The 18732-nt window shown below is 57.8% G+C and carries 21 protein-coding genes; 2 read left to right on the top strand and 19 right to left on the bottom strand.

From position 1 onward, the window contains the following. Nucleotide 1: 1 nt before the first annotated feature. The 19 genes from flgK to flgB all read right to left on the bottom strand — a co-directional run bounded on the left by flgK (nt 2) and on the right by flgB (nt 17444). On the bottom strand, nt 2-1492 hold the full coding sequence (gene flgK, locus HCG46_RS15865) for a flagellar hook-associated protein FlgK (protein ID WP_168686784.1): 1491 nt from the start codon (nt 1490-1492) through the stop codon (nt 2-4). Between the two features lie 33 nt (nt 1493-1525). After that, the gene (locus tag HCG46_RS15860) at nt 1526-2800 is read right to left on the bottom strand and encodes a flagellar hook protein FlgE (RefSeq protein WP_168686783.1); all 1275 of its coding nucleotides are present in this window, start codon (nt 2798-2800) and stop codon (nt 1526-1528) included. 169 nt (nt 2801-2969) lie between these two features. Continuing rightward, nucleotides 2970-3545: a transglycosylase SLT domain-containing protein gene (locus HCG46_RS15855; protein ID WP_062488687.1), complete on the bottom strand. Its 576-nt coding sequence runs from the start codon at nt 3543-3545 to the stop codon at nt 2970-2972. Beyond that, nucleotides 3499-4788, bottom strand: coding sequence for a flagellar hook-length control protein FliK (locus HCG46_RS15850; RefSeq protein ID WP_168686782.1), 1290 nt, complete (start codon nt 4786-4788; stop codon nt 3499-3501). Before HCG46_RS15850 ends, HCG46_RS15855 begins: the two co-directional genes overlap by 47 nt. Next, complete coding sequence (locus tag HCG46_RS15845) at nt 4778-6013, bottom strand: chemotaxis protein (RefSeq protein ID WP_168686781.1); 1236 nt, start codon at nt 6011-6013, stop codon at nt 4778-4780. Before HCG46_RS15845 ends, HCG46_RS15850 begins: the two co-directional genes overlap by 11 nt. Continuing rightward, nucleotides 6013-7509 (bottom strand): MotB family protein, encoded by a 1497-nt coding sequence (locus tag HCG46_RS15840; RefSeq protein ID WP_168686780.1) that lies wholly within the window; start codon nt 7507-7509, stop codon nt 6013-6015. Before HCG46_RS15840 ends, HCG46_RS15845 begins: the two co-directional genes overlap by 1 nt. Next, nucleotides 7509-8147, bottom strand: a complete 639-nt coding sequence (locus HCG46_RS15835; RefSeq protein WP_055654457.1) for a hypothetical protein — start codon at nt 8145-8147, stop codon at nt 7509-7511. Before HCG46_RS15835 ends, HCG46_RS15840 begins: the two co-directional genes overlap by 1 nt. Beyond that, nucleotides 8147-9793 (bottom strand): flagellar basal-body MS-ring/collar protein FliF, encoded by a 1647-nt coding sequence (gene fliF / locus HCG46_RS15830; protein ID WP_055654459.1) that lies wholly within the window; start codon nt 9791-9793, stop codon nt 8147-8149. Before fliF ends, HCG46_RS15835 begins: the two co-directional genes overlap by 1 nt. Nucleotides 9794-9960: 167 nt before the next feature. Further along, nucleotides 9961-10863 carry a flagellin gene (locus HCG46_RS15825; RefSeq protein ID WP_031268437.1) on the bottom strand — a complete coding sequence of 301 codons (903 nt, stop codon included), beginning with the start codon at nt 10861-10863 and terminating at the stop codon, nt 9961-9963. A 307-nt stretch (nt 10864-11170) separates the two neighbouring features. Next, the gene (fliP, locus tag HCG46_RS15820) at nt 11171-11914 is read right to left on the bottom strand and encodes a flagellar type III secretion system pore protein FliP (protein ID WP_022998502.1); all 744 of its coding nucleotides are present in this window, start codon (nt 11912-11914) and stop codon (nt 11171-11173) included. Continuing rightward, nucleotides 11911-12411, bottom strand: coding sequence for a flagellar basal body-associated FliL family protein (locus HCG46_RS15815; protein WP_055654461.1), 501 nt, complete (start codon nt 12409-12411; stop codon nt 11911-11913). Before HCG46_RS15815 ends, fliP begins: the two co-directional genes overlap by 4 nt. A gap of 30 nt (nt 12412-12441) precedes the next feature. Then, entirely contained in the window at nt 12442-13146 is a 705-nt protein-coding gene (flgH, locus tag HCG46_RS15810; RefSeq protein ID WP_168686779.1) for a flagellar basal body L-ring protein FlgH, read from the bottom strand. Beyond that, complete coding sequence (locus HCG46_RS15805; protein WP_055654463.1) at nt 13146-13688, bottom strand: MotE family protein; 543 nt, start codon at nt 13686-13688, stop codon at nt 13146-13148. The genes flgH and HCG46_RS15805 overlap by 1 nt, the downstream gene beginning before the upstream one ends. A gap of 194 nt (nt 13689-13882) precedes the next feature. Further along, nucleotides 13883-14989: a flagellar basal body P-ring protein FlgI gene (gene flgI, locus HCG46_RS15800; protein ID WP_055654466.1), complete on the bottom strand. Its 1107-nt coding sequence runs from the start codon at nt 14987-14989 to the stop codon at nt 13883-13885. Nucleotides 14990-14993: 4 nt separating this feature from the next. Continuing rightward, complete coding sequence (flgA, locus tag HCG46_RS15795; RefSeq protein ID WP_055654468.1) at nt 14994-15449, bottom strand: flagellar basal body P-ring formation chaperone FlgA; 456 nt, start codon at nt 15447-15449, stop codon at nt 14994-14996. Between the two features lie 13 nt (nt 15450-15462). Beyond that, nucleotides 15463-16251 carry a flagellar basal-body rod protein FlgG gene (gene flgG, locus HCG46_RS15790; protein WP_022998496.1) on the bottom strand — a complete coding sequence of 263 codons (789 nt, stop codon included), beginning with the start codon at nt 16249-16251 and terminating at the stop codon, nt 15463-15465. A gap of 48 nt (nt 16252-16299) precedes the next feature. Further along, nucleotides 16300-16632, bottom strand: coding sequence for a flagellar hook-basal body complex protein FliE (locus HCG46_RS15785; protein ID WP_022998495.1), 333 nt, complete (start codon nt 16630-16632; stop codon nt 16300-16302). Between the two features lie 2 nt (nt 16633-16634). Continuing rightward, a complete protein-coding gene (flgC, locus tag HCG46_RS15780) occupies nt 16635-17051 on the bottom strand; it encodes a flagellar basal body rod protein FlgC (protein WP_022998494.1) in 417 nt (138 codons plus the stop codon). Nucleotides 17052-17063: 12 nt separating this feature from the next. Next, nucleotides 17064-17444, bottom strand: a complete 381-nt coding sequence (gene flgB, locus HCG46_RS15775) for a flagellar basal body rod protein FlgB (RefSeq protein ID WP_022998493.1) — start codon at nt 17442-17444, stop codon at nt 17064-17066. Between the two features lie 190 nt (nt 17445-17634). On the opposite strand from flgB, the gene HCG46_RS15770 reads away from it, so the two are divergent. After that, nucleotides 17635-18180, top strand: coding sequence for a hypothetical protein (locus tag HCG46_RS15770; protein ID WP_168686778.1), 546 nt, complete (start codon nt 17635-17637; stop codon nt 18178-18180). Nucleotides 18181-18189: 9 nt separating this feature from the next. Further along, complete coding sequence (locus HCG46_RS15765; protein WP_022998492.1) at nt 18190-18558, top strand: PilZ domain-containing protein; 369 nt, start codon at nt 18190-18192, stop codon at nt 18556-18558. Nucleotides 18559-18732: the final 174 nt, after the last annotated feature.

Raw genomic sequence — 18732 nt, 5'->3', positions numbered from 1 at the left:
GTTACCTCGCCGCGGCCAGAAGGTCTTCCAGCATGCCGTCGACGGCGCTGATGAGCCGTGTCGCCGCTGAGTAAGATCGCTCGATTTCCAGTAGCAGCGTCATTTCTTCGTCGATGTTGACGCCTGTCTTGTTGTTGAGGTTTTCAGCCGTCCGACTGAGAATGACGGTCTGCACCTCGACATTGCTCGTCATGGTCTTTCGGCCGGCTTCCAGCCAGCTGACGGACGAAGCGGCAAAGCCGGACAACGTGTCGGTCGGATCGAGTTCCACGCCGCTGTCGAAAACGGTGTCCTTGTCAAACGCGGAAACCAGTACCTGCAGACGGTCGGAGAACCCGGCAGCGCCGGACGGGTTGTAGTTGTAATTGGGATCGAACGGATCGGAGATGCCGCCATCGCGCAACCTGTCCAGGTCGCCGCCCTGATCCGGATCGGCGTTAGCATTGACGACGATTTCCGCAGCAAGCCCGGTGATATGGGTGCCGGATGCCGGCACCGCCGGTGCACCGGACCACGTGAACAGGCCAGCCTGATCCGGATTGCCGCCACCGCTCTGATCGCTTTCGGCGAAGGCTTCGATCAGACCACGCGCGATTTCGTCGAGCTGGCTCTGGTAGGTCACCGCGACTTCGTCGCGCAGTTCAGCAAGACCTTGCAGCCTGCCGGACTTGATCTCCATGAGAGCGCCCGGTCCCGCCACGGGAACGCCGTCCACCATCACGGAATTACCCGTGGTAGCAGCACCATAAACAATGGTCGGCTCGAAGGTGACCGCTCTGGCCTTGGTTTCAAACAGCGTCACGCCGCTGTCCGTGTAGACCACAATATCGCCATTGCTGCGGTTCAGCGTGGTAATGCCGATTTCCTCGGACAGCTTGAGCAGAACCTGGTCGCGGCTGTCGTGGGCATCGGTGACATCAGCCCCCGATTGCGTTCCCCGCACGATAACCGAGTTGAGATCTTCGAGTTGTTTCAACAGCGTGTTGATCTCACGCACGGAGGTCGCCATGTCCGCATCCGCGTTAGTACGCACACCCTGCACCAGTGCCGTTCCGGACTGGAGCGTCTGCACCATGTCCTTGGAGGCCTGCAGAACGTCCTGCGCCTGGATCGCGTTGCTGGGGTCGGAAGCATAGTTTTGAAGCGACAGCTTCAGCGCCCCGAGTTTTGCCGCAGCGGACATGTGGTTCTGGGTATCGCCTGTGGTTTCAGCGAGACGGGTAAGGCCCGCCAAGACCGCTTCCTGGGAGGATCCAGTGGAGGTGGAGGACAGGAGCGACGAATACAGCGCGCTGTCCGTCACCCGGCCGATACCGTCGACCTTGAGGCCGCCGGCCTGACCGGTGTCGGTGTAGGTCTGGCTCAACAGAACGGATTTGCGCGAGTAGCCGGGGTCTTGAGCCCCGGCAATGTTTCGCGAAACCACGGAGGATTCTGTCTGCCTTGCGGCCAGCGCGGACTGGGCGACTTTGAGGGCTACAGACAAACTCATGACAATAACTTTCCGATTGGCGGGTGAGCCGTGTTAGCGGACCAGGTTGACGAGCTGCTCGAGCAGGTCGGAACCGGCCTTGAACACCTGGGAATTGGCCGTGTAGGTGCGCTGGGATTCGATCATCGAGGTGAGCTCGTTGCCGAGATCGACGTTGGAGTCCTCAAGACCACCAACCTTGATGCTGCCCAGGCCGCCCTCGCCCGCGAAACCGACCCGGACATCACCGGAATCGAAGGACGTGCTGTAGACGTTGCCGGATTTGTTGGAGAGCCTGTCCGGGCTCGGTACATCCGCCAGCGGGATCTTGTAGATCGCCCGACGGTCACCGTTGGTGTAGATGGCAAACAGAGTGCCGTCGTCAGAGAATTCAACGTTCTTCACCGCACTCGGCGCGTTCCCGTCCGCATCAACGTTGGTGACCGTGAAATCGGCATTCAGGTAGGTCGACTGATCAAGGTCCAGGTCGAAGGTGCCACCATTGGGAACCGCGATATTGATTGCGGTCGCACTGGCACCGGTGAGATTGCCTGTGGTGACGTCGAAGGTCAGCGTCTGGGTATTCAATGCCGGAGAGGTATAGGGAAACCCGCCACCGGGTGCGGCATCTGCCGCGTTGTAGATCGAGACTTCCCAGTCACTGTCTGCAGCCGTTTCCGTGACCTTGGAGTAATAGACATCCAGTTTCACCTCGTTGCCGAGGTTATCGTACACGATCATGGACGTCTTGTGGGAATAGCTCGCGGTTGCTGCGTTGGCGGAGGGCAGATCCGCCGCCGGTACAATCGCCGCGTCTTCACTCACGTTCACGCGCAGGAACGCTTCGCTGGTGGGAGTGGCTTCCAGCTGGTTCTGGGTGATGTTGATCCGCTCCAGACCACCAAGACCGTTGGCAACGGTTGTTGGCGCGGTGTTGCCCGTGATCGGATAGCCCTGGAGATAATAGCCGGCCGTATTCAGGAGATAGCCATCTCCATCCGGAACGAAGTGACCGGCGCGGGTTAGAAAGCTTTCACCTGCCTCGTTGCCGACAACGAAGAAGCCGTTGCCATCCACCGCAAGATCAAGCTTCGACGTGGTGAAGCTGATGTTTCCCTGCTTGGAAACCTGGTACTGGGTGTGCGCCTCGACGCCGCCGGAGTTGAACGAGCCAGCCCCTTGCGAAACAACCAGTGAGGAAAATTCCGACTGGGCGCGCTTATAGCCTGTCGTGCTCGAGTTCATAATGTTTTCGGCAACTGTGCCGAGCTTGCTCGACTGTGCGTTCATGCCGGAAACGCCGGTTCGCATAACTCCGAAAAGGCCCATGACAGGTCTCCTGTGTCCAAATCAACTGGAGACAGTCAAACCGACCTAACTTGCGCGAAGCTGTTGCGAGAAAATAGTTATTCTTTCCATTCAGATACTTAATTATGTAAAAATTTATCTATCAAACAAAACGAAAGCACCGGGCAAGCTGTCCGGTGCTTTTCAGAGATCAGGCGCCGCAGAATTGCTTTGACTGCTGTGTCCAGTTTCCAAAACCGGAAGCAACCATATTGCGGATCACCGTGCAGACATACCGTTTTTGCGCGGGATCATTGTTCGGACCCGCATGATAGCGGGCAACAGCCATCGTCCAGGATCCCTGGCGCCGCCTCAGGTCCTTCAGGAACCTTGCCGCATATTGCACATTTGCACGTGGTTCCAGCATCTGATCCACCGAACGGAACTGGTCACCGTGGTAATGATGGTTGATCTGCATGCAGCCGATGTCGATCAGCTTCTTGCCGTGCTGTTGTGCATCAATCACGTCCTGCTTCGCGGCTTGCCGGCTGGGAGGAAACACGGACTTTCCCTCGATATTGAGGGCATAGGGGTACAGCGAATTGCGCCGCCCGGTTTCCGTCAGCCCGACCGCATAAAGCACGCCGAGCGGCACGTTGTATTTTCGCGCTGCCGAGATCATCTCGCGTTCGCAAACGTTCTGGGTCTCGGCAGCCGCAGGCACGCTAACGGCGAGAGCACTAAAGATAGATGCCGTCAGAAAGGCTGATGTCAGAACCTTCCTCATGACCTGTTCCTCTTGTTGTTTCAGAAGCCTGATACGCGTCTTCTCTGGAGTTTTGACCCGGACGCCCATTCTGCTGTCCGGCACCGTTGCCGGAACTCTGCGGTTGGCCGTCAAACGGGTTACCGCCACCAGCGCCACTCTGGTTCTGGTTCTGGGCCTGAGGGCCTGAAGCGTTGCTTCCCGCCTGGACCTGGATCCGGTCGTCTCCGGCCTGGATCGTGATGGCATCAGCCTTGACCCCGGTCGCCCTGAGCATCTGATCGAGCAGTTGCCGGTCTTGCTTCAGGAGTTCCGCAGTTTGCACCCTGCTCGTTACAAGCGACACTTCCACTGTATCACCGACCATCCTGAGAGACACTTTCACGGTGCCGAGCTCATGAGGCGTGAGCTGGATATCCAGTGTTTTCAGAACAGGGCCTTCCGCCTTGGCAGATATGCCACCGTCAAGTGATGCGGAGCTGGAAGCCATATCCTTGACCGCAGCGGCGATCTGGTCACCAACCTGTTGCGCGGGGGAGAGTCGCATATTCGGTGCAAAGTGGGTTTCCTGGCGCAGAACCTTGACGGTTCCCGCCGCTTCCTCCGGCAACATGGACCGGCCAATAGCCCCACGTCCCTCGCCGTCGGAAATTGCCTCCGGTTCGACGCCGAACTGCGCGAAGAGCGAAGAAGTTCCGGTCTGTGCAGGTCCATCAGGATCGCCAACCGGCATGCCGTTGGCCTGCCCTTGCAGGAGCGAAGGCATAGGGGCCGCGCCAGGCTGGGCCTGTGACGAGGGAACCTGCCCGGGTTTTCCAGCCAGCACCGCATTTAGCGACAATCCCACATGGGCTGCTGAACTCTGCAACATGGTTTCTGCCTTCGGGTCCGTTTGTCCCTTGGCCGCACCATCCAGGCCTTCGCCATCCTTCGCCTTGCGTGACAGTGCGTTCTGGGAAGCCTGACGCAGGGCGTCGACAAGATTGCTGGTCGAAAACGCCGCCGAACCTGCCGCCTGTTCCTTGCCGGAACCGGTCTTGCCGTTGGCGTCGCCCGTAGTCCCGTCTGCCTGATCAGATGTTTCAGACCCGGGTTTTCCTGCCGCATCTTCGGCAGCATCGCCTTTTTTCATGTTCTGCATGACGGCCTGGAATGCAGCCGCGGCTTCTTTGGAAGAGGTTTGCCCGCGCTCGCCCGTTCCAGCGTCCGTCGACTTGCCGGACTTCGGCGCAGTCGGAACGAAAGCCTGAGTGTTAACGCTCATCCTGTTCTCCCAATTGAGCGAGGGACTTTCCCGTCCGGCGCAACAGAACATTTGCAAGTTCCATGTCCGCGCTGACCCAGCTTTGATCTTCAGGAGCGTCCATATTGGTCGCGACGTTGAATTCGCCGATCACGTTGGGTGGCGGCTCCGGAAAATGCCGGACCGAGTTAAGCACGGTGTAGACGCCGTCAAGCATCGCCAGGTCCTGCGCAGTCAGGATCGACTTGTCGATCGACCACAACAGGTCTCGGTTGGCTGTGATGAATTCCGGGTCGAGACGGGTTGCCGCAAGATAGATCTTCAGGATTTCGTTTTCCTTGGTGCCGTCGACGGTTAGCGTCAACGCTTCTCCCGTTGCTTTTCGCGCGACATTCAGATGGCCTGCCAGCAGGGCGGAACGGGCCAGCCGAAGATAAAGACCGCGCCTGCTGTCGGCATCGAATTCGTGCAGCACGTCATCCAGGAGCGCGAACTTGTCCTCGCTTTTGACAAATCCGAGCGTGTCCAGTGACAGGGCAAATCGCCTGCGGAAATCACCAGCGTAAACCGACGTGCGGAACCGGCGAAGATACCGGATGCTGAGAACTCGAAAGCGATCGACGTTGCCGGTCATCCCAGCGACGAATACTTCCCGGCGAAGAGCAGCTTCCTCGACGAGCGTTCCAGGCATCAGTAGGCTGGCGACCTGAAGCAGTTCCATCGCCTTTTCCGGATCCGTGCGGATGTAGGGTGCAGCCTTTACCAGTGCGACATGCCCCCCCAGGCTTGCCGGCAGTTCCAGCGGATCGATCTCCGCCAGAAGAACGATCATGTCCTCTTCCCTGCCTTCGACATAGGCAAGCGACGCTTCCATGAGTTTGCGGTCGACAGCGGGTGCCGGATCGAGGGACAAGAGATACCGCATTATGTCTGGGTGTCCGCCACTCAGAAGATGGATGACGGCCGCCCGCGCGTTGCGCGGTTCCTGCCACGCATCAGCTGGCAACACGACGAAACTTGCGTCCATCTTAGTCAGCAAGGCTCGCTGCGCCTGCATCGCATGGCTGTTGCCCTGTGCGATCTGCTCCTGCAAGGACTGCAGCGACCGGATCATTTCAAATGGTTCCGGATCCGAAGTCTGCTTGCCAACCTGCTGCGCCCAGCCTGCCGACACCCAGAAGACGGCCGCCATCAAGCCAAGGAACAGACCTTTGAAGCATGGGATCCTGTTGGAGAGGCAGCGCATTACCGAACCCCTTCCAGCAAGTAGATCTCAATCCGCCTGTTGGAGGCAGCAAGAGGATCGGACGGAACTTTCAGATCCTGATCGGCATAGCCTTCGACCCGGTTGAACCTGTCCTTGCCGACACCTCCGCGAGTGAGCATGTAGAGAGCCATGTGGGCGCGTGCCGACGACAAGCGCCAGTTGTCATAGGTCTTGCTTTTGAAAGGGCGCGCGTCCGTATGACCCTTGATGACAATCTGTCCCGGAGTTTCGGCAACCACCTTGCCAATCCGTTCAAGCAGTTTGACGAGTTCCGGGCGCGGCTCGGCAGACCCGATGGCGAACATACCGAAGTTCTGGTCATCGGTAAGGCTGATCAAGGCTCCCTCACCTTCTCTCGTCACCGTAATCTGACTGGCGGTTTCCTCAAGAGCTGTCCCTTCAGTCTGGGCAAGGACTTCCGAAAGACGGGCGACCAGTACCTCGGCGCTGCTTTCCGTGAAGTCTTCTTCGTAGGTGCCCTCACCGTCTCCGGTACCAATGACCGTTTCTGTCTGGACTTCAGCGATCACCTCGGTTGAAGACGCCTGAAGCGACTTGCCAAGCACATGAGCGACGACCTGATCCGTCGTATCCCCGTTGTCGGGAAGTGCGCCGTTGCCGACAAATTCAAAGGACGTCGTTCCGGATTGTTCCGCCATGTAGTCCCCGTTGCTAGGCCCATTTCCAGGGACAGCGTTTCCGTTTTGCCGGGTAATGCCGGTCTCAGGTTGAGAGCCATCTTCAAACGGCGCAGCAAAGGCGAATTCGCCGGCCAGAGCCTGGGAAGAAGGCGCGGTACCATCGCCCGGCAAACTTACGTCAGGAGCTGCCTCGGCACTGGCGACACCTCGGCCAGGACGGAACTGCCAGAACATCGGATCAAAGGGATCCCGATAGGCCTGCCCACCCTGAAAGCCTTCGTTTTTCTGAAGACCTGTACCGATACCCTTTGGGTTGTCCTCCCGCACATCAGCGACACGGATTTTCTGCGAAAGGGTGTCGAGTACGGCATAGGGATCCGTGAAAAGGATCGATTCCGAATGGGTCTGGGTAAACTGCCCAGAGGCCGGTGCCCCACCCATCTCCGGTGTCTCGACCACCTCCTCCAGTCTGTGTCCCTTGTCCAGGCCATCACCGAAGTTCTCATCCTGATCGACCGGCGCATCAGACCCACCCAATTTACCGGTGAAAAGCTTGGTGCCGGCTTCGTTGGTATCGCCGTTGATCTCCGGATCGTTCAGGCCCTTACGGTTCGGAGCCGTGGAGGCAAGTTTGACCGGGTTGAAATACTGCGCAACGCCGCGACGCACGCTGTCGTCGGTCACGTTGATCAGCCACATGACCAGAAAAAAGGCCATCAATGCGGTCATGAAATCCGCGTAGGCAATCTTCCAGACGCCATGTGGCAGCTGATCGTCTTCCCAGCTGTTCTTGCGCCGGACAATTACGATTTCATTCGGGACGCCGTCCAACATCAGTCTGCCTCCCCTTTCAAGGCTTCAAGCTGGCCGAGCCATTGTCCGAGCCGTGTTTCAATGGTTGTCTCGTCAAGCAGAGCCACCAGTTCGACCTGATCAGCATGCTGAACGTCGATCCGGTCTCTCAAGGCCGGCAACTGCTCCAGCACTCGGCTGACCAGAGTTTCCGGTCCGCGCAGCCTGATCATTTTGCCCTCCGTTTCCTCGGTCAGTTGCCGAAGATTGCCGGCAAAGGCATCGACCAGCTGGTCGACGATCTGCTCTGTCAGGAAAGGTTGAAGAAGCTTGGAAAGCGAATAGGAGATCCGCTGCTCCATAACATTGAGGAAGCCTTCGATGGAGGCGCTCACGTTGGCCGATTCACGCATGTCGAACCGGTCACGCTCGTCTTTGAGCTGCCTTGCGTGCTCTTCGCGCTCCTGTTCCAGGATGGCCTGAAAATGAGCCATCGTGCGGTCACTGCCTTCCGCCAGGCCGCGCTCGTATTCGGCCTGAAGCTGTTCTTCCAGGCTGGGTTCGGGCACAGCTTCCTCGCAAGGCTCCAGAACGTCCACGAGAGCGGGGTCGAATGCACCGAAGGACTTGAATCTGGAGGCGGACAGGACGGGAATATGGGAAGCGATTGAGGTGGTCATTAGATGCGCTCCGATTCATAGAGCCACTGGCGCAGGATCGCGGCAGACTGTTCCTCGTTGAACTCCAGCAAGGATTCCAGCTTCCGGAGCGCGGACTTGTTGCGCCGGCTGTTGAGGTCCTGCAGCATGTCGGAATGATCCGGCGGCATCAGGAAGGTCTGATCCCCGTCGACTGCTTCTGCAGTCCCTTCCGCAGCTTCCGGCAGCATTCCGAGTTCGGCCATTTCGACCTGCGGCTTGGCCATTTGCGGCACCAGTGCAGCCACGGCAGGCCGCAGACCAAACCAGATCACCAGCATCGACACGGTCAGGATTGCGAGCGCATTGATGATGTTGCCGGACTGGCGCATCAGATATTCAGTGATGCTGATCGGCGGGATCGGCTCCATGGCCCGGCCGCCGTCAATGAAGTCGACGACAGCAACCTTGACCAGGTCTCCCCGTTCTTTTTCAATCCCCGCAGAAGAGGCAACCAGAGCTTCGATTTCCGTCAGCTGTTCATCCAGTTGAGCCTGGGTCGGTTCGCCGCCAAGAGACTGTGCAAGACGGGACTTATCAACCAGAACCGCAATGGACAGACGGTCGACACGATAGCCATCCTGAGACGTCTCGATGCGTTTGGAGGAGATCTCGTAATTGACGGTTTCCTCGCGCCGCTCGTTTTCTTCGCTGGAACGCTCACCGTTGTCCGCGGACACATCCTCTTCAGGAAGGTTCTGCTCGACCGTTGTCGGTGCCGAGACGCTGGAGTTCTGAGCGTTCTCGTTTTCGCGAATGGTCCGGATGGAGCGCTCGGTCCGCGAGTCCGGATCGAAAATCGTCTCGGCAATCGTCTTGCGGTCCGTGTTGAGCTCCGCGGCGACACTGACCTCGAAGTTGTCCAGGCCAAGATATGGCGTCAGGGTCTTGCGAATGTTTTCCTGGATCCGGCTGCTGACAGCCGTCTCAAGGCTGGCGAGCTGGCCTGCGGAGGCCTTGGTCGGATCCTGGCCGGCCGCCAGGATACCACCGGACGTGTCGAGCACAGTAACCTTGTCGGCTTGCATGCCCGGAACACCGGCAGCAACCAGGTGGCGGATGGCATCGGCGGTTCGCACATCGTCTGGCACATCGGAACGGATGACGACAGATGCCGACGGCGGCTGCTGATCGCGCCTGAAAGATCCTTTCTCTGGCAACACGATATGAACGCGCGCTGCCCGGATCCCCTTCATGAGCTGGATGGTTCGGGCAAGCTCACCTTCAAGCGCTCGCACCCGTGTCACTTCCTGCATGAAGGACGTCAACCCAAGCGACCCCAACTCGTCGAAGAGCTCGTAGCCGGAGTTGGCTCCACGCGGGAGCCCCTTTTCGGCCAGAAGCATGCGCGCCTTGGCTGTCTGCGCATGGCTCACCATGACGGCGGAGCCTTCCGAATTGATGTCGAAAGGAATGCCGGCGTCCCGCAACGCGGAACCGATGCGGGTGACGTCTTCACCATCGAGACCCGTATAGAGGACGGTCTGTTCCGGTCGGCTCAAGTAATATGCTCCCGCGCCGACGGTCGCGATTGTGGCGAGCCCGATCAAGGCGAGCGCGATAAGTCTGCGCACTCCCAGTTCCATCAGGTTTGCCCATAGTTTTTCGGCGTGTTCACGGCCCGGCATGCATAACCCCTTCATGCACGTAACGTTCTGTTTGACCCACTATCGGAACTGGACCTTGCGCGAGCCTGTCACCCGGGCCTGAAGACGGAAATTCTGGACACAAAAAAACCGCGCCCCGAAGGGCGCGGTCCTCTTGCCTGGAAATCCGGTCAGATAAACTGGTTGGATTAACGGAACAGGGACAGAATGTTCTGCGAACCCTGGTTGGCGATCGACAGAGCCTGGATACCGAGCTGCTGCTGAGTCTGCAGAGCCTGGAGGCGGGTCGATTCTTTGTTCATGTCAGCATCCACGAGCTGGCCGACACCACGGTCGATCGAGTCGATCAGAGCGGACACGAAGTCCTTCTGCAAATCAACGCGCTTCTTGGTGGAACCGAGCAGGGTTGCGGAGTCTGTGATGAGGCCCAGAGCTTCGTCGACATCCGAGATCATGCCTTCCAGAGTGGTCAGGTCGGCAGCGCTGTCCGTCAGAGCGGAGATGTCGATGGTGTCGACAACGTTACCGTTCGTCAGAGCACGATCGAGGATACCGGTACCACCACCCGTGGTGTCATAGAGCTGGGTAGCGGTGATATCAACCGTGGTCGTCAGAACGGAAACCGCACCACCGACGCGGGTGAAGGAGCTGACGATTTCTTTCGACGTAACGGTGGTCACGTCGGAAGACAGCCAGTTTTCACCGTTGAAAACAGCGGATTCGGCAGTCGACTTAAGCTGGTTCTGCAGTTCGTTGATGTCGGACTGGATCTTGCCGCGGTCGACACCCGGAGTACGGGCAGCAACAAGCTTGGCTTTGATTTCGTTCATGACATCAACAGTGCTGTCCATAGCAGTGTACATGACGTCGACGGTCGCAGCACCCAGACCCAGAGAGTCTTCAACGGCGCTAAGAGCCATGTTGTCAGAACGCATGGTGGTTGCGATGGACCAGTAGGCAGCGTTGTCTTCCGCGCCGGCAACGCGATAACCGGTGGAGATGCGGTTCTGCGTCTCTGCCAGGTTGGCGCTGGTGTTCCGCAGAGTCTGCAGAGCGGTCATTGCGGAAGCGTTCGTCATCAAGCTAGACATGATATGTCCCTTCAATGTGTCAGTGTGTACTGGATTGGATTGGGACATGCCGGGTTTGCACCGGCACAGCAGGAGCAGCGTCATGCTTTTGAACCGTGGGTAGTTTGGGGTTCAACCTGCTGTGAAAAGGACCCTAGCGGCTCAATCTTGCGTGAAGCTTACGTCGATACGGGCAATTTGATCTTTTTCGAATTTCTCCAAGACCTAATCTTTGACCAAAAGATATAGTCGCGCACGATCTTATCGCCAAAAACAAAAAAGCGGAGCCTTTCGGCCCCGCCCTTTTGCGCCCCGACGCCCCCGTCGGTTACAAGAATGATCGCACAAGACTACCGACCAGAAGGTTCCATCCGTCGATCAAAACAAAGAACAACGCCTTGAAAGGCAACGATATGACTGTTGGTGGCAACATCATCATACCCATGGACATGGTGATCGTTGCGACGATCATATCGATCACGAGAAACGGCAACGCGATCAAAAATCCGATTTCGAAACCCCGGCGCAACTCGGAAATCATGAAAGCCGGGATCAAGACACGCAGTTCAACTTCCTCTGCAGAGGCCGCTTCATTTTCTGTCACGCGGCCGGCTGCAAGATCATCAAAGAGAACGAGATCTTCTTCGCGCACCTGGCTGAGCATGAAGTCCCGGAATGGCGTTGTGATCCGCACATAGGCCTCTTCCTCGGAGATCTCGTTGTTCATCAGAGGCTGAACACCCTGCTCCCAGGCTTTGTCGAAAGTTGGAGCCATGACGTAAAAAGTCATGAAGAGAGCGAGCGAAATGAGGATCAGGTTACCCGGTGTTGTTTGAAGACCGATACCGGACCGCAGGAACGAGAAAGCGATCACGAATCGGGTGAAGCTTGTCACCATGATCAGGATGCCCGGAGCCAGAGAAAGCACCGTCAAGAGTGCAATCATCTGGATGATACGGCCGCTGGCACTGCCCTCTCCTGCAGGTAGCAACGCGGAAAGATCCGGCACCTGGGCAGCCGCAGCCCCCGTCATCGCGACCAGTACAAGGCCGGCAACAAGAAGACGGCTCATTGAATAACCACCGATTCCAGAATGACTTCGTTCACCTGACCTTTGGTGCGTGTCTGAGCGCGCTCGGTGAGATCTTCGCGAAGATGCTGCAAACCGATCCCCCCTTCCAGATGAGAGAGCGTAAGCGTGCGCATGTAGCCTAGAAAATCATCCTCGACCTTTTTCTTGAGCACACCAACATCGCCGTCAGGATCGTCTTCCAGAAGAATTGAAGCCTGCAATCTGATCCAGGCGTCTTGCGGCGACGCCAGATTTGTCACGAGCGGTTCAAGCGTCTGCAGGCGTGTCGAAGGCGAAAACGGCAGCGTTTCGGTGAAGCTCTGTTGCTGGCGAAGCCGGCCATGAACTTCCTCTTCCGTATAGTCCGCAACATATTTTGCAAGGCCCGCTCCAGCGCCACCGCCAATCAGCGTCAGGAGCACCAACGCCGCGACGAAACCGGAGCTGCGCTGATTTTCCCGCGCCCCCTCAAAAGGAACTTCAATGATATTAGGCATTTGGGTCTTTCCGGTACTTTCAGGAAGGGCTCAGAAGGGCGTCACGATGTCGTAGATCTGCTGCCCCCAGGCCGGTTGCTGAACCTCGGTGATCCTGCCGCGACCACCATAGGAGACCCGCGCTTCGGCAATCTTGTCGTAAGGAATGGTGTTGTTGGCCTGAATGTCCCGCGGACGCACGATCCCGGCGATTTGCAGGATGCGCATCTCGAAGTTGACGCGCATTTCCTGCGAGCCGGAGATCACCAGGTTGCCGTTCGGCAGGCGGTCCGTGACCACGGCCGCAACGGACAGCTGGATTTCTTCCGACCGATCGATAGAGCCGGAACCCGCGGATCCGGAGCCGGAATCAACGCCAAGATTGCCGCTGCCGCCATGCCCGATGCCATCCCAGTCGTAATCCAAGGTGCCACCCCAACCGATATCGGAAGTGCGGCGGCGATCCGAACTGTTGTCCATGTTCGCGCGGTCATTGATCTGGATGGTCACGGTCAGCACATCACCGACCTTCTTCGCACGCGGGTCTGCAAAGAAATTGTCGCGACCGCTGGCCCACAAGGAGTTGTAATCCTTGACCGTGCCCTGCCCGAAAGTGCTCAGCGGATAAGCTGCCGGCTGTTGAACGGCAAGGCCGTACCCGACCGGAGACATCTCCGGTGCGCGGCCAACGTCTTCCAGCTGCCCGGCACAGCCGGTCAGCATCGCAGCTCCTAGGGAGATCACAAAAGCGCGCATCAGAAACTCCGTTGTATTTCGGGATGGGTCAGGCCCATCATCGATTGGGTCAGCTGGGCAGCACGGGAAGGCTCCATCTCGTCGAGAATGCTGCTTGCAACACGGGCCTTCAGTTTCAGGAGAACGCCAACAGCGGCTTCCTCGTCGGTCGTCTGCAGCTGCGCCGCAGCTGCTTCCGGACGCATGCGCCCGATAATGGAGACGACCTGATCCTCGACTTCGTTGAGAAGGTCTTCGCGCCGCTCGACCCATTTTTCGAATTCGCGCTCTTTGCGCTGCAATTCTTCAATCCTGTCCCGGAGGCTTGCCTCCAGGCTGATCAGTTTCCAGGTCTGCCACTTGATGCGCGCATCCGAAGCCGCTTCGGCGATGTTCTTGCAATAGAGCTCGCTGTCCTGTGGCGGTACGGGCGCAATCGCGCTTTCGCGTGCCTGCGGCTTCTGACGCGGCGCTTGGGCAATGGCCTGGCCGCCGAATGTGAGCGAAACTGCCGCAAGCACCAGAAGCGTGAATGTGCGGCCGCGGTCCAAATGTCGTGGCATAAGGCCTTCCCTTGTGCAGAACCTCTTTGACCGCACAATCGGAGATCGAGCTTGCGTGAGGCTGTCGCAAAAAAAACGCCGCTTCAAAAAGCGGCGTTTCAGAATTGCTCACATGAAGGAGACATCTCCCCGGCCTTCAGGGGTTCAGACCACATGAGTGCTGGTTTCCCTGTTGGGCTAGGAGCAAGTCTGACTTATTGCACCACGAGTTCCGCCTGCAGCGCGCCGGCTGTCTTGATCGCCTGAAGGATGGCGATGATACCAGTTGGTCGCAGACCAATCCGGTTGAGACCCCGCACCAGTGTGGGCAGGTCCGTTCCACCGACGACAGCCAGTTGACCACCGCTTTCCTGAGCATCGACATATGTTCGTGGCACGACCACTGTCTGGCCATTCAGCGAAAACGGCGACGGCTGCGAAACCTCGGGTGCTTCCGATATACGAACCGTCAGATTGCCATGGGTAATCGCAACGGTCGAAATCTGCACATCCTTGCCTATGACCACAGTCCCTGTTCGCTCATCGATCACGACCTTCGCAATCTGGTCAGGCGTCACCCGAATAGCCTCGATTTCAGCGATGAACCGCGTGACACTGATGTTTTGCGGAGGCGTGAGTACCACGGTGCGATAGTCTCGCTCCTTGGCCACCTTGATGCCGTATCGCTCCCTGGTGAACTGATTGATCGCATCGGCAATACGCACTGCGGTGCGGAAATCCGGATTGGAAAGTTCGAGAACCAGATTGGGTATTTGCGAAAATTTAGCCGGCAAATCTCTTTCGATGAGACCACCGTTTGGAACCCGACCGACGGTCGGTATCCCCTGGGTCAGGCTTTCCGCCTGCCCCAGCTCCGAGAAACCGGATACTGCAACCGGACCCTGCGCAACCGCGTAGATTTGCCCGTCAGCTCCCAGCAAAGGGGTAGCGATGAGGGTACCCCCGGCAAGTGACGTCGCATCGCCAAGCGAGGACACACTTACGTCGATCGTCGATCCCTGACCGATAAAAGACGGCATTTCGGCGGTCACGACAACGGCTGCTACGTTACGCGTCCGCAGTCGCGCATCGCGTACGTTCACCCCCAGACTGTCGAGCATCGATTGCAGCGATTGCTCCGTGAATGGGGAATTGCGTAACGTGTCGCCAGATCCTTTCAGACCGATAACGAGGCCATAGCCGACAAGCTGGTTGTCGCGCACCCCTTGCAGACTGGCGATGTCCTTGATCCGCACCATGGACATTGCCGACACCGGCAAGGCCAACAGTGCAGCCAGAACAAAAACGAGTAACCGGGTCATAAAATCAGTTCTCCACACGTATGGTGCCGTCTTCTTGAACCCGCCCGGAAACAACCAGACCGCTATCGACATTGCGTACGCGTACGAAGTTGCCGGCTCCGCCGTTCTGAAGAGCTTCCACCTGCATGATGATCACCAGCCCCTGCTCACGGAAAACCAGTCGCGCCGGCTCACCACGACGAACAAGGACCGGCTTTTCGACCGAATTTATCGGTACGGGCTGTCCTGGAAGCAACGTACGCCGCGCAACCATGCCAACCAGTTGGCCCCTGTTGGTAGACACCGCGAATTGCTGTGCTGTCCGCGTTGGAAACGATCGTTCGATCAGATCCTGGTGAGTGATTTCGGTTCCAGCCGGTATAGTCTGGCGCGGAACCGGCAGATCTATGCCTCCGGCTGCTTTCGCTGCCCCGGTGCTGAAGATCATGACCAGCACCAGGAAAAGGGATCGGATCGTCATCACCTTCTCCCTGTTAGCGAATGCCGTTGGTGACGGTACCGGCCATCTCGTCGGCGGCTTTCATGACCTTGGAGTTCATTTCATAGCCGCGCTGAGCGCTGATCAAGGCAGTGATTTCCTTTACCGGATCAACGTTGGAGCTTTCCAGATATCCCTGGCGAACCACGCCGAAACCCGGATCACCCGCAACACCGGTAACAGGCGTGCCAGAGGCCTCGGTTTCACGGAAAAGGTTGCCACCCACTGGTTCCAGACCGACATCGTTGGCAAAATTGGAAAGCGTCAGCTGTCCAAGTTCACGAGGCGTCATCTCGCCATCGACCTTGGCATAGACCTGACCCGATTCATTGACGACAACTTCAATGGTTTCTTGCGGAATGATGATCGCCGGTTCGACGGCATAGCCGTCAATGGTCACCAGTCTGCCGTCTGCATTCTTGTTGAACGAACCGGCTCGGGTAAACAGTGTTTCGTCATCAGGACCGGTAATTTCGAACCATCCCCGCCCGTCGAGCGCAACATCGAACTGGTTGCCGGTGTTGGTCAGCGAGCCTTGGGCATGGAGTTTGCGGATCCCGGCGGTACGAACGCCCAGACCAAGCTGAGCACCTTCCGGTACAGGATCTTCACCACCCCGGTTCGGCACGCCCTGCAGGCGCTCGGCCTGATAGAGAAGGTCTGAGAATTCCGCCTGCGAACGTTTGAAGGACGTGGTGTTCATGTTGGCGATGTTGTTGGCGACCACTTCGACATTCGTCTGCTGGGCGCTCATGCCGGTCGCGGCGATAGCAAGGGCTTTCATGGATTTTCTCCTGGTAATTACAATCGCTTATCGAGGCCAAGCCTTCGATCAGATCGACATGCGGCTGATTTCCTGATAGGCGCTCACGACCTTGTCGCGGATGGCAATTGCGGTCTGGAGGGTCGATTCAGCAGCCATTACGGCCTCGACCACCTGCTGAACCGAAGCCTGTCCGTCGACACCTGCAATCGATACCGCTTCGCCTTGTTTGATCTTGTCGATCGCATCGGTCGAAACTTTCGCCATCGCATCGGAGAAACTGGTTTCGCCCACGGCGCCCGTGCCGCCAAGATCCGGCGTGCTCGCCGTGTACCTGGTGGTGGAGGCTGCTTTCAGGACGCCGTCGGTCGACGATGTCAGCGCGGAGATTTCATTGATCATGATCAGTTCCTCAACAGGTCAATGTTGCGCATGACCATCTCGCGGGCCTGCGTCATGACTTTCAGATTGGCTTCGTAAGAACGGTTGGTTTCGCGCATATCGGCCAGTTCAAGCAGCGTGTTGACATTCGGCATTTTGACGTAGCCGTTCTCGTCCGCCGCCGGATGGCCGGGGTCGTATTCCACCGCGAACTCGGCTTTGTCCTTGCCGATGTCCTTCACGGAGACCAGGTTGGCCTGGACGGCGCGGTTGAATTCACTTTCGAACGTGATGGTCTTACGCCGATAGGGATCATCGCCGGCTGCTTCGCCGGTAGAGCGGGCGTTGGCGAGGTTTTCGGACACAACTCTCAACCGCTCCGACTGCGCTCTGAGACCGGCGCCGGAAATCTGCAAGGTTGCGGAAAGCGGATCAGACATGATTGTTTTCCTTTAGGATTTCACTGTGGAGAGGTACATGCGGTGAAAGGACTTCGCGATACTGGCGTTCAACGAATGATCGCGCGCGACCTCTCCTGCCTTCATGAGTTCCTGTTCCAGGCTGACGGAGTTACCGGAATGCGTGACCGTCCAGCTGTCCGCCTTTTCGACATCGGACTTGCGCGCGGCTTCCATGGTCTGACCAAGATGGCCGTCATGGGTTGCGGTCATGGCAAGCTGGGTTTTGCTGATCACGGTTGTGAACGGTTCCAGGTCCTTGGAGCGGAAGCCTGGCGTATTGGCGTTGGCAATGTTTTCGGCAATGGTCGCCTGGCGGACGGACAGCCAGTCATTGCTATTCGAAACGAGTTTGGTCAGGAACACAGGTTCCATAGAAGACCTCCTATCAGCTCAGGTTGCCCCAAGGGATAGTCAGCCAAGCTTGCCCGAAACTGTTCGACCGTGATTTGGCAGGGTTCCTTCCCGGAAGCCTGCGACGCAAGTTTCGCGCAATCTTCGGTGTGCATGCATTACCGGTGCGGGCGCCCCTGCCCTTTCAATATTCGGTATTTGGGAGAAGCGTATGAAACGTCTGCAGCCGCCGACCCGCGCAAGGAAAGCAGCCAGACCCTCGGTCCAACCATTCATATGTCGCGCCTTCACGATGCACCGTGTCAAGCTGGCGAAGGCCGGGCTCCTGCAGGCTGCAATCGCTGCTTCAGTTGCCTGCCTGGCACCAGAAGCCTCAGCCCAGACCACGAACTGCGACGCCTACGCAAGAGCCTATGCAGATGCGCACATCAACCCGGATCAATCGGACATGCCGATCGTCGACGGTGCGATGGAAGGAGCCGTTGCAGGCGGCGCCTGGGAAGGCCTAAGTGGAGCACGCAGGGGTGCATTGACGGGCGGTGCACTTGCAGTGCTGGACAACCTTGGCAGCACACCGGCTGGTTGGCGCGGTTTGTACGATCTTGCATATCGCCTTTGCCGGAACGCACAATCACCAGTCACACACCGCCCCTCGACACTGGGAGATCCCAGCTATCGGCCCGCACTCCCCGGTTCCGGCAGACCAGAGCCCTTAAGGCCAACGGGACCGCTCGCCCCATCAAGACCCAACAACTGAGGTTGTGCCATGTTTTCATTTCTGTCTTCGAAACGGGACTCCATTGCCGCAGCAATTCAGCGTCGCCTGCATCCGCGCCAACGCACAAGATTGCGACCCGCGAAACTTGCAAGTCTGGACAATGAATTTATTTGCGATTGCACGATCAGGGACATTTCCGATGGAGGTGTCCGTCTCGTGCTGAACGAGGTTACCGACCTGCCGGAAGAGTTCTACGTCTTCGATGCCGTCCCAAAAACCGTTGCCGAAGTGCAGCTGCGCTGGCGCGATGGACTGGCCGCCGGAGTTGTCTATTTAGTTCCACCTGCAAGTATCCGGCACTTCAAGAACACCGGCGTCAGAAAACTTGCACAAAGGCTTTATGCTCTGGATGGTTAGCCCCCGAGTAATTGTCCTACAAATTTCAAAGCAGCGAATTCATTTCCTTGCCTGAATGGTCAATAATTCAAACAGCAGCGACATAAAGAGACTCCAGAAGCGACGTATTAGCTTTGCAAAACGTCGTGGCAACTCATTAAATCTAGTATTTTATAAAATTCGCTTGTAAAACAT

It is taken from the genome of Labrenzia sp. PO1 (assembly GCF_012273635.1).
GTDB classification, from domain to species: Bacteria; Pseudomonadota; Alphaproteobacteria; order Rhizobiales; family Stappiaceae; genus Roseibium; species Roseibium algicola.
Note: the sequence above shows the minus strand (reverse complement) of the source record. Positions and strands in the feature narration are given on the sequence as shown.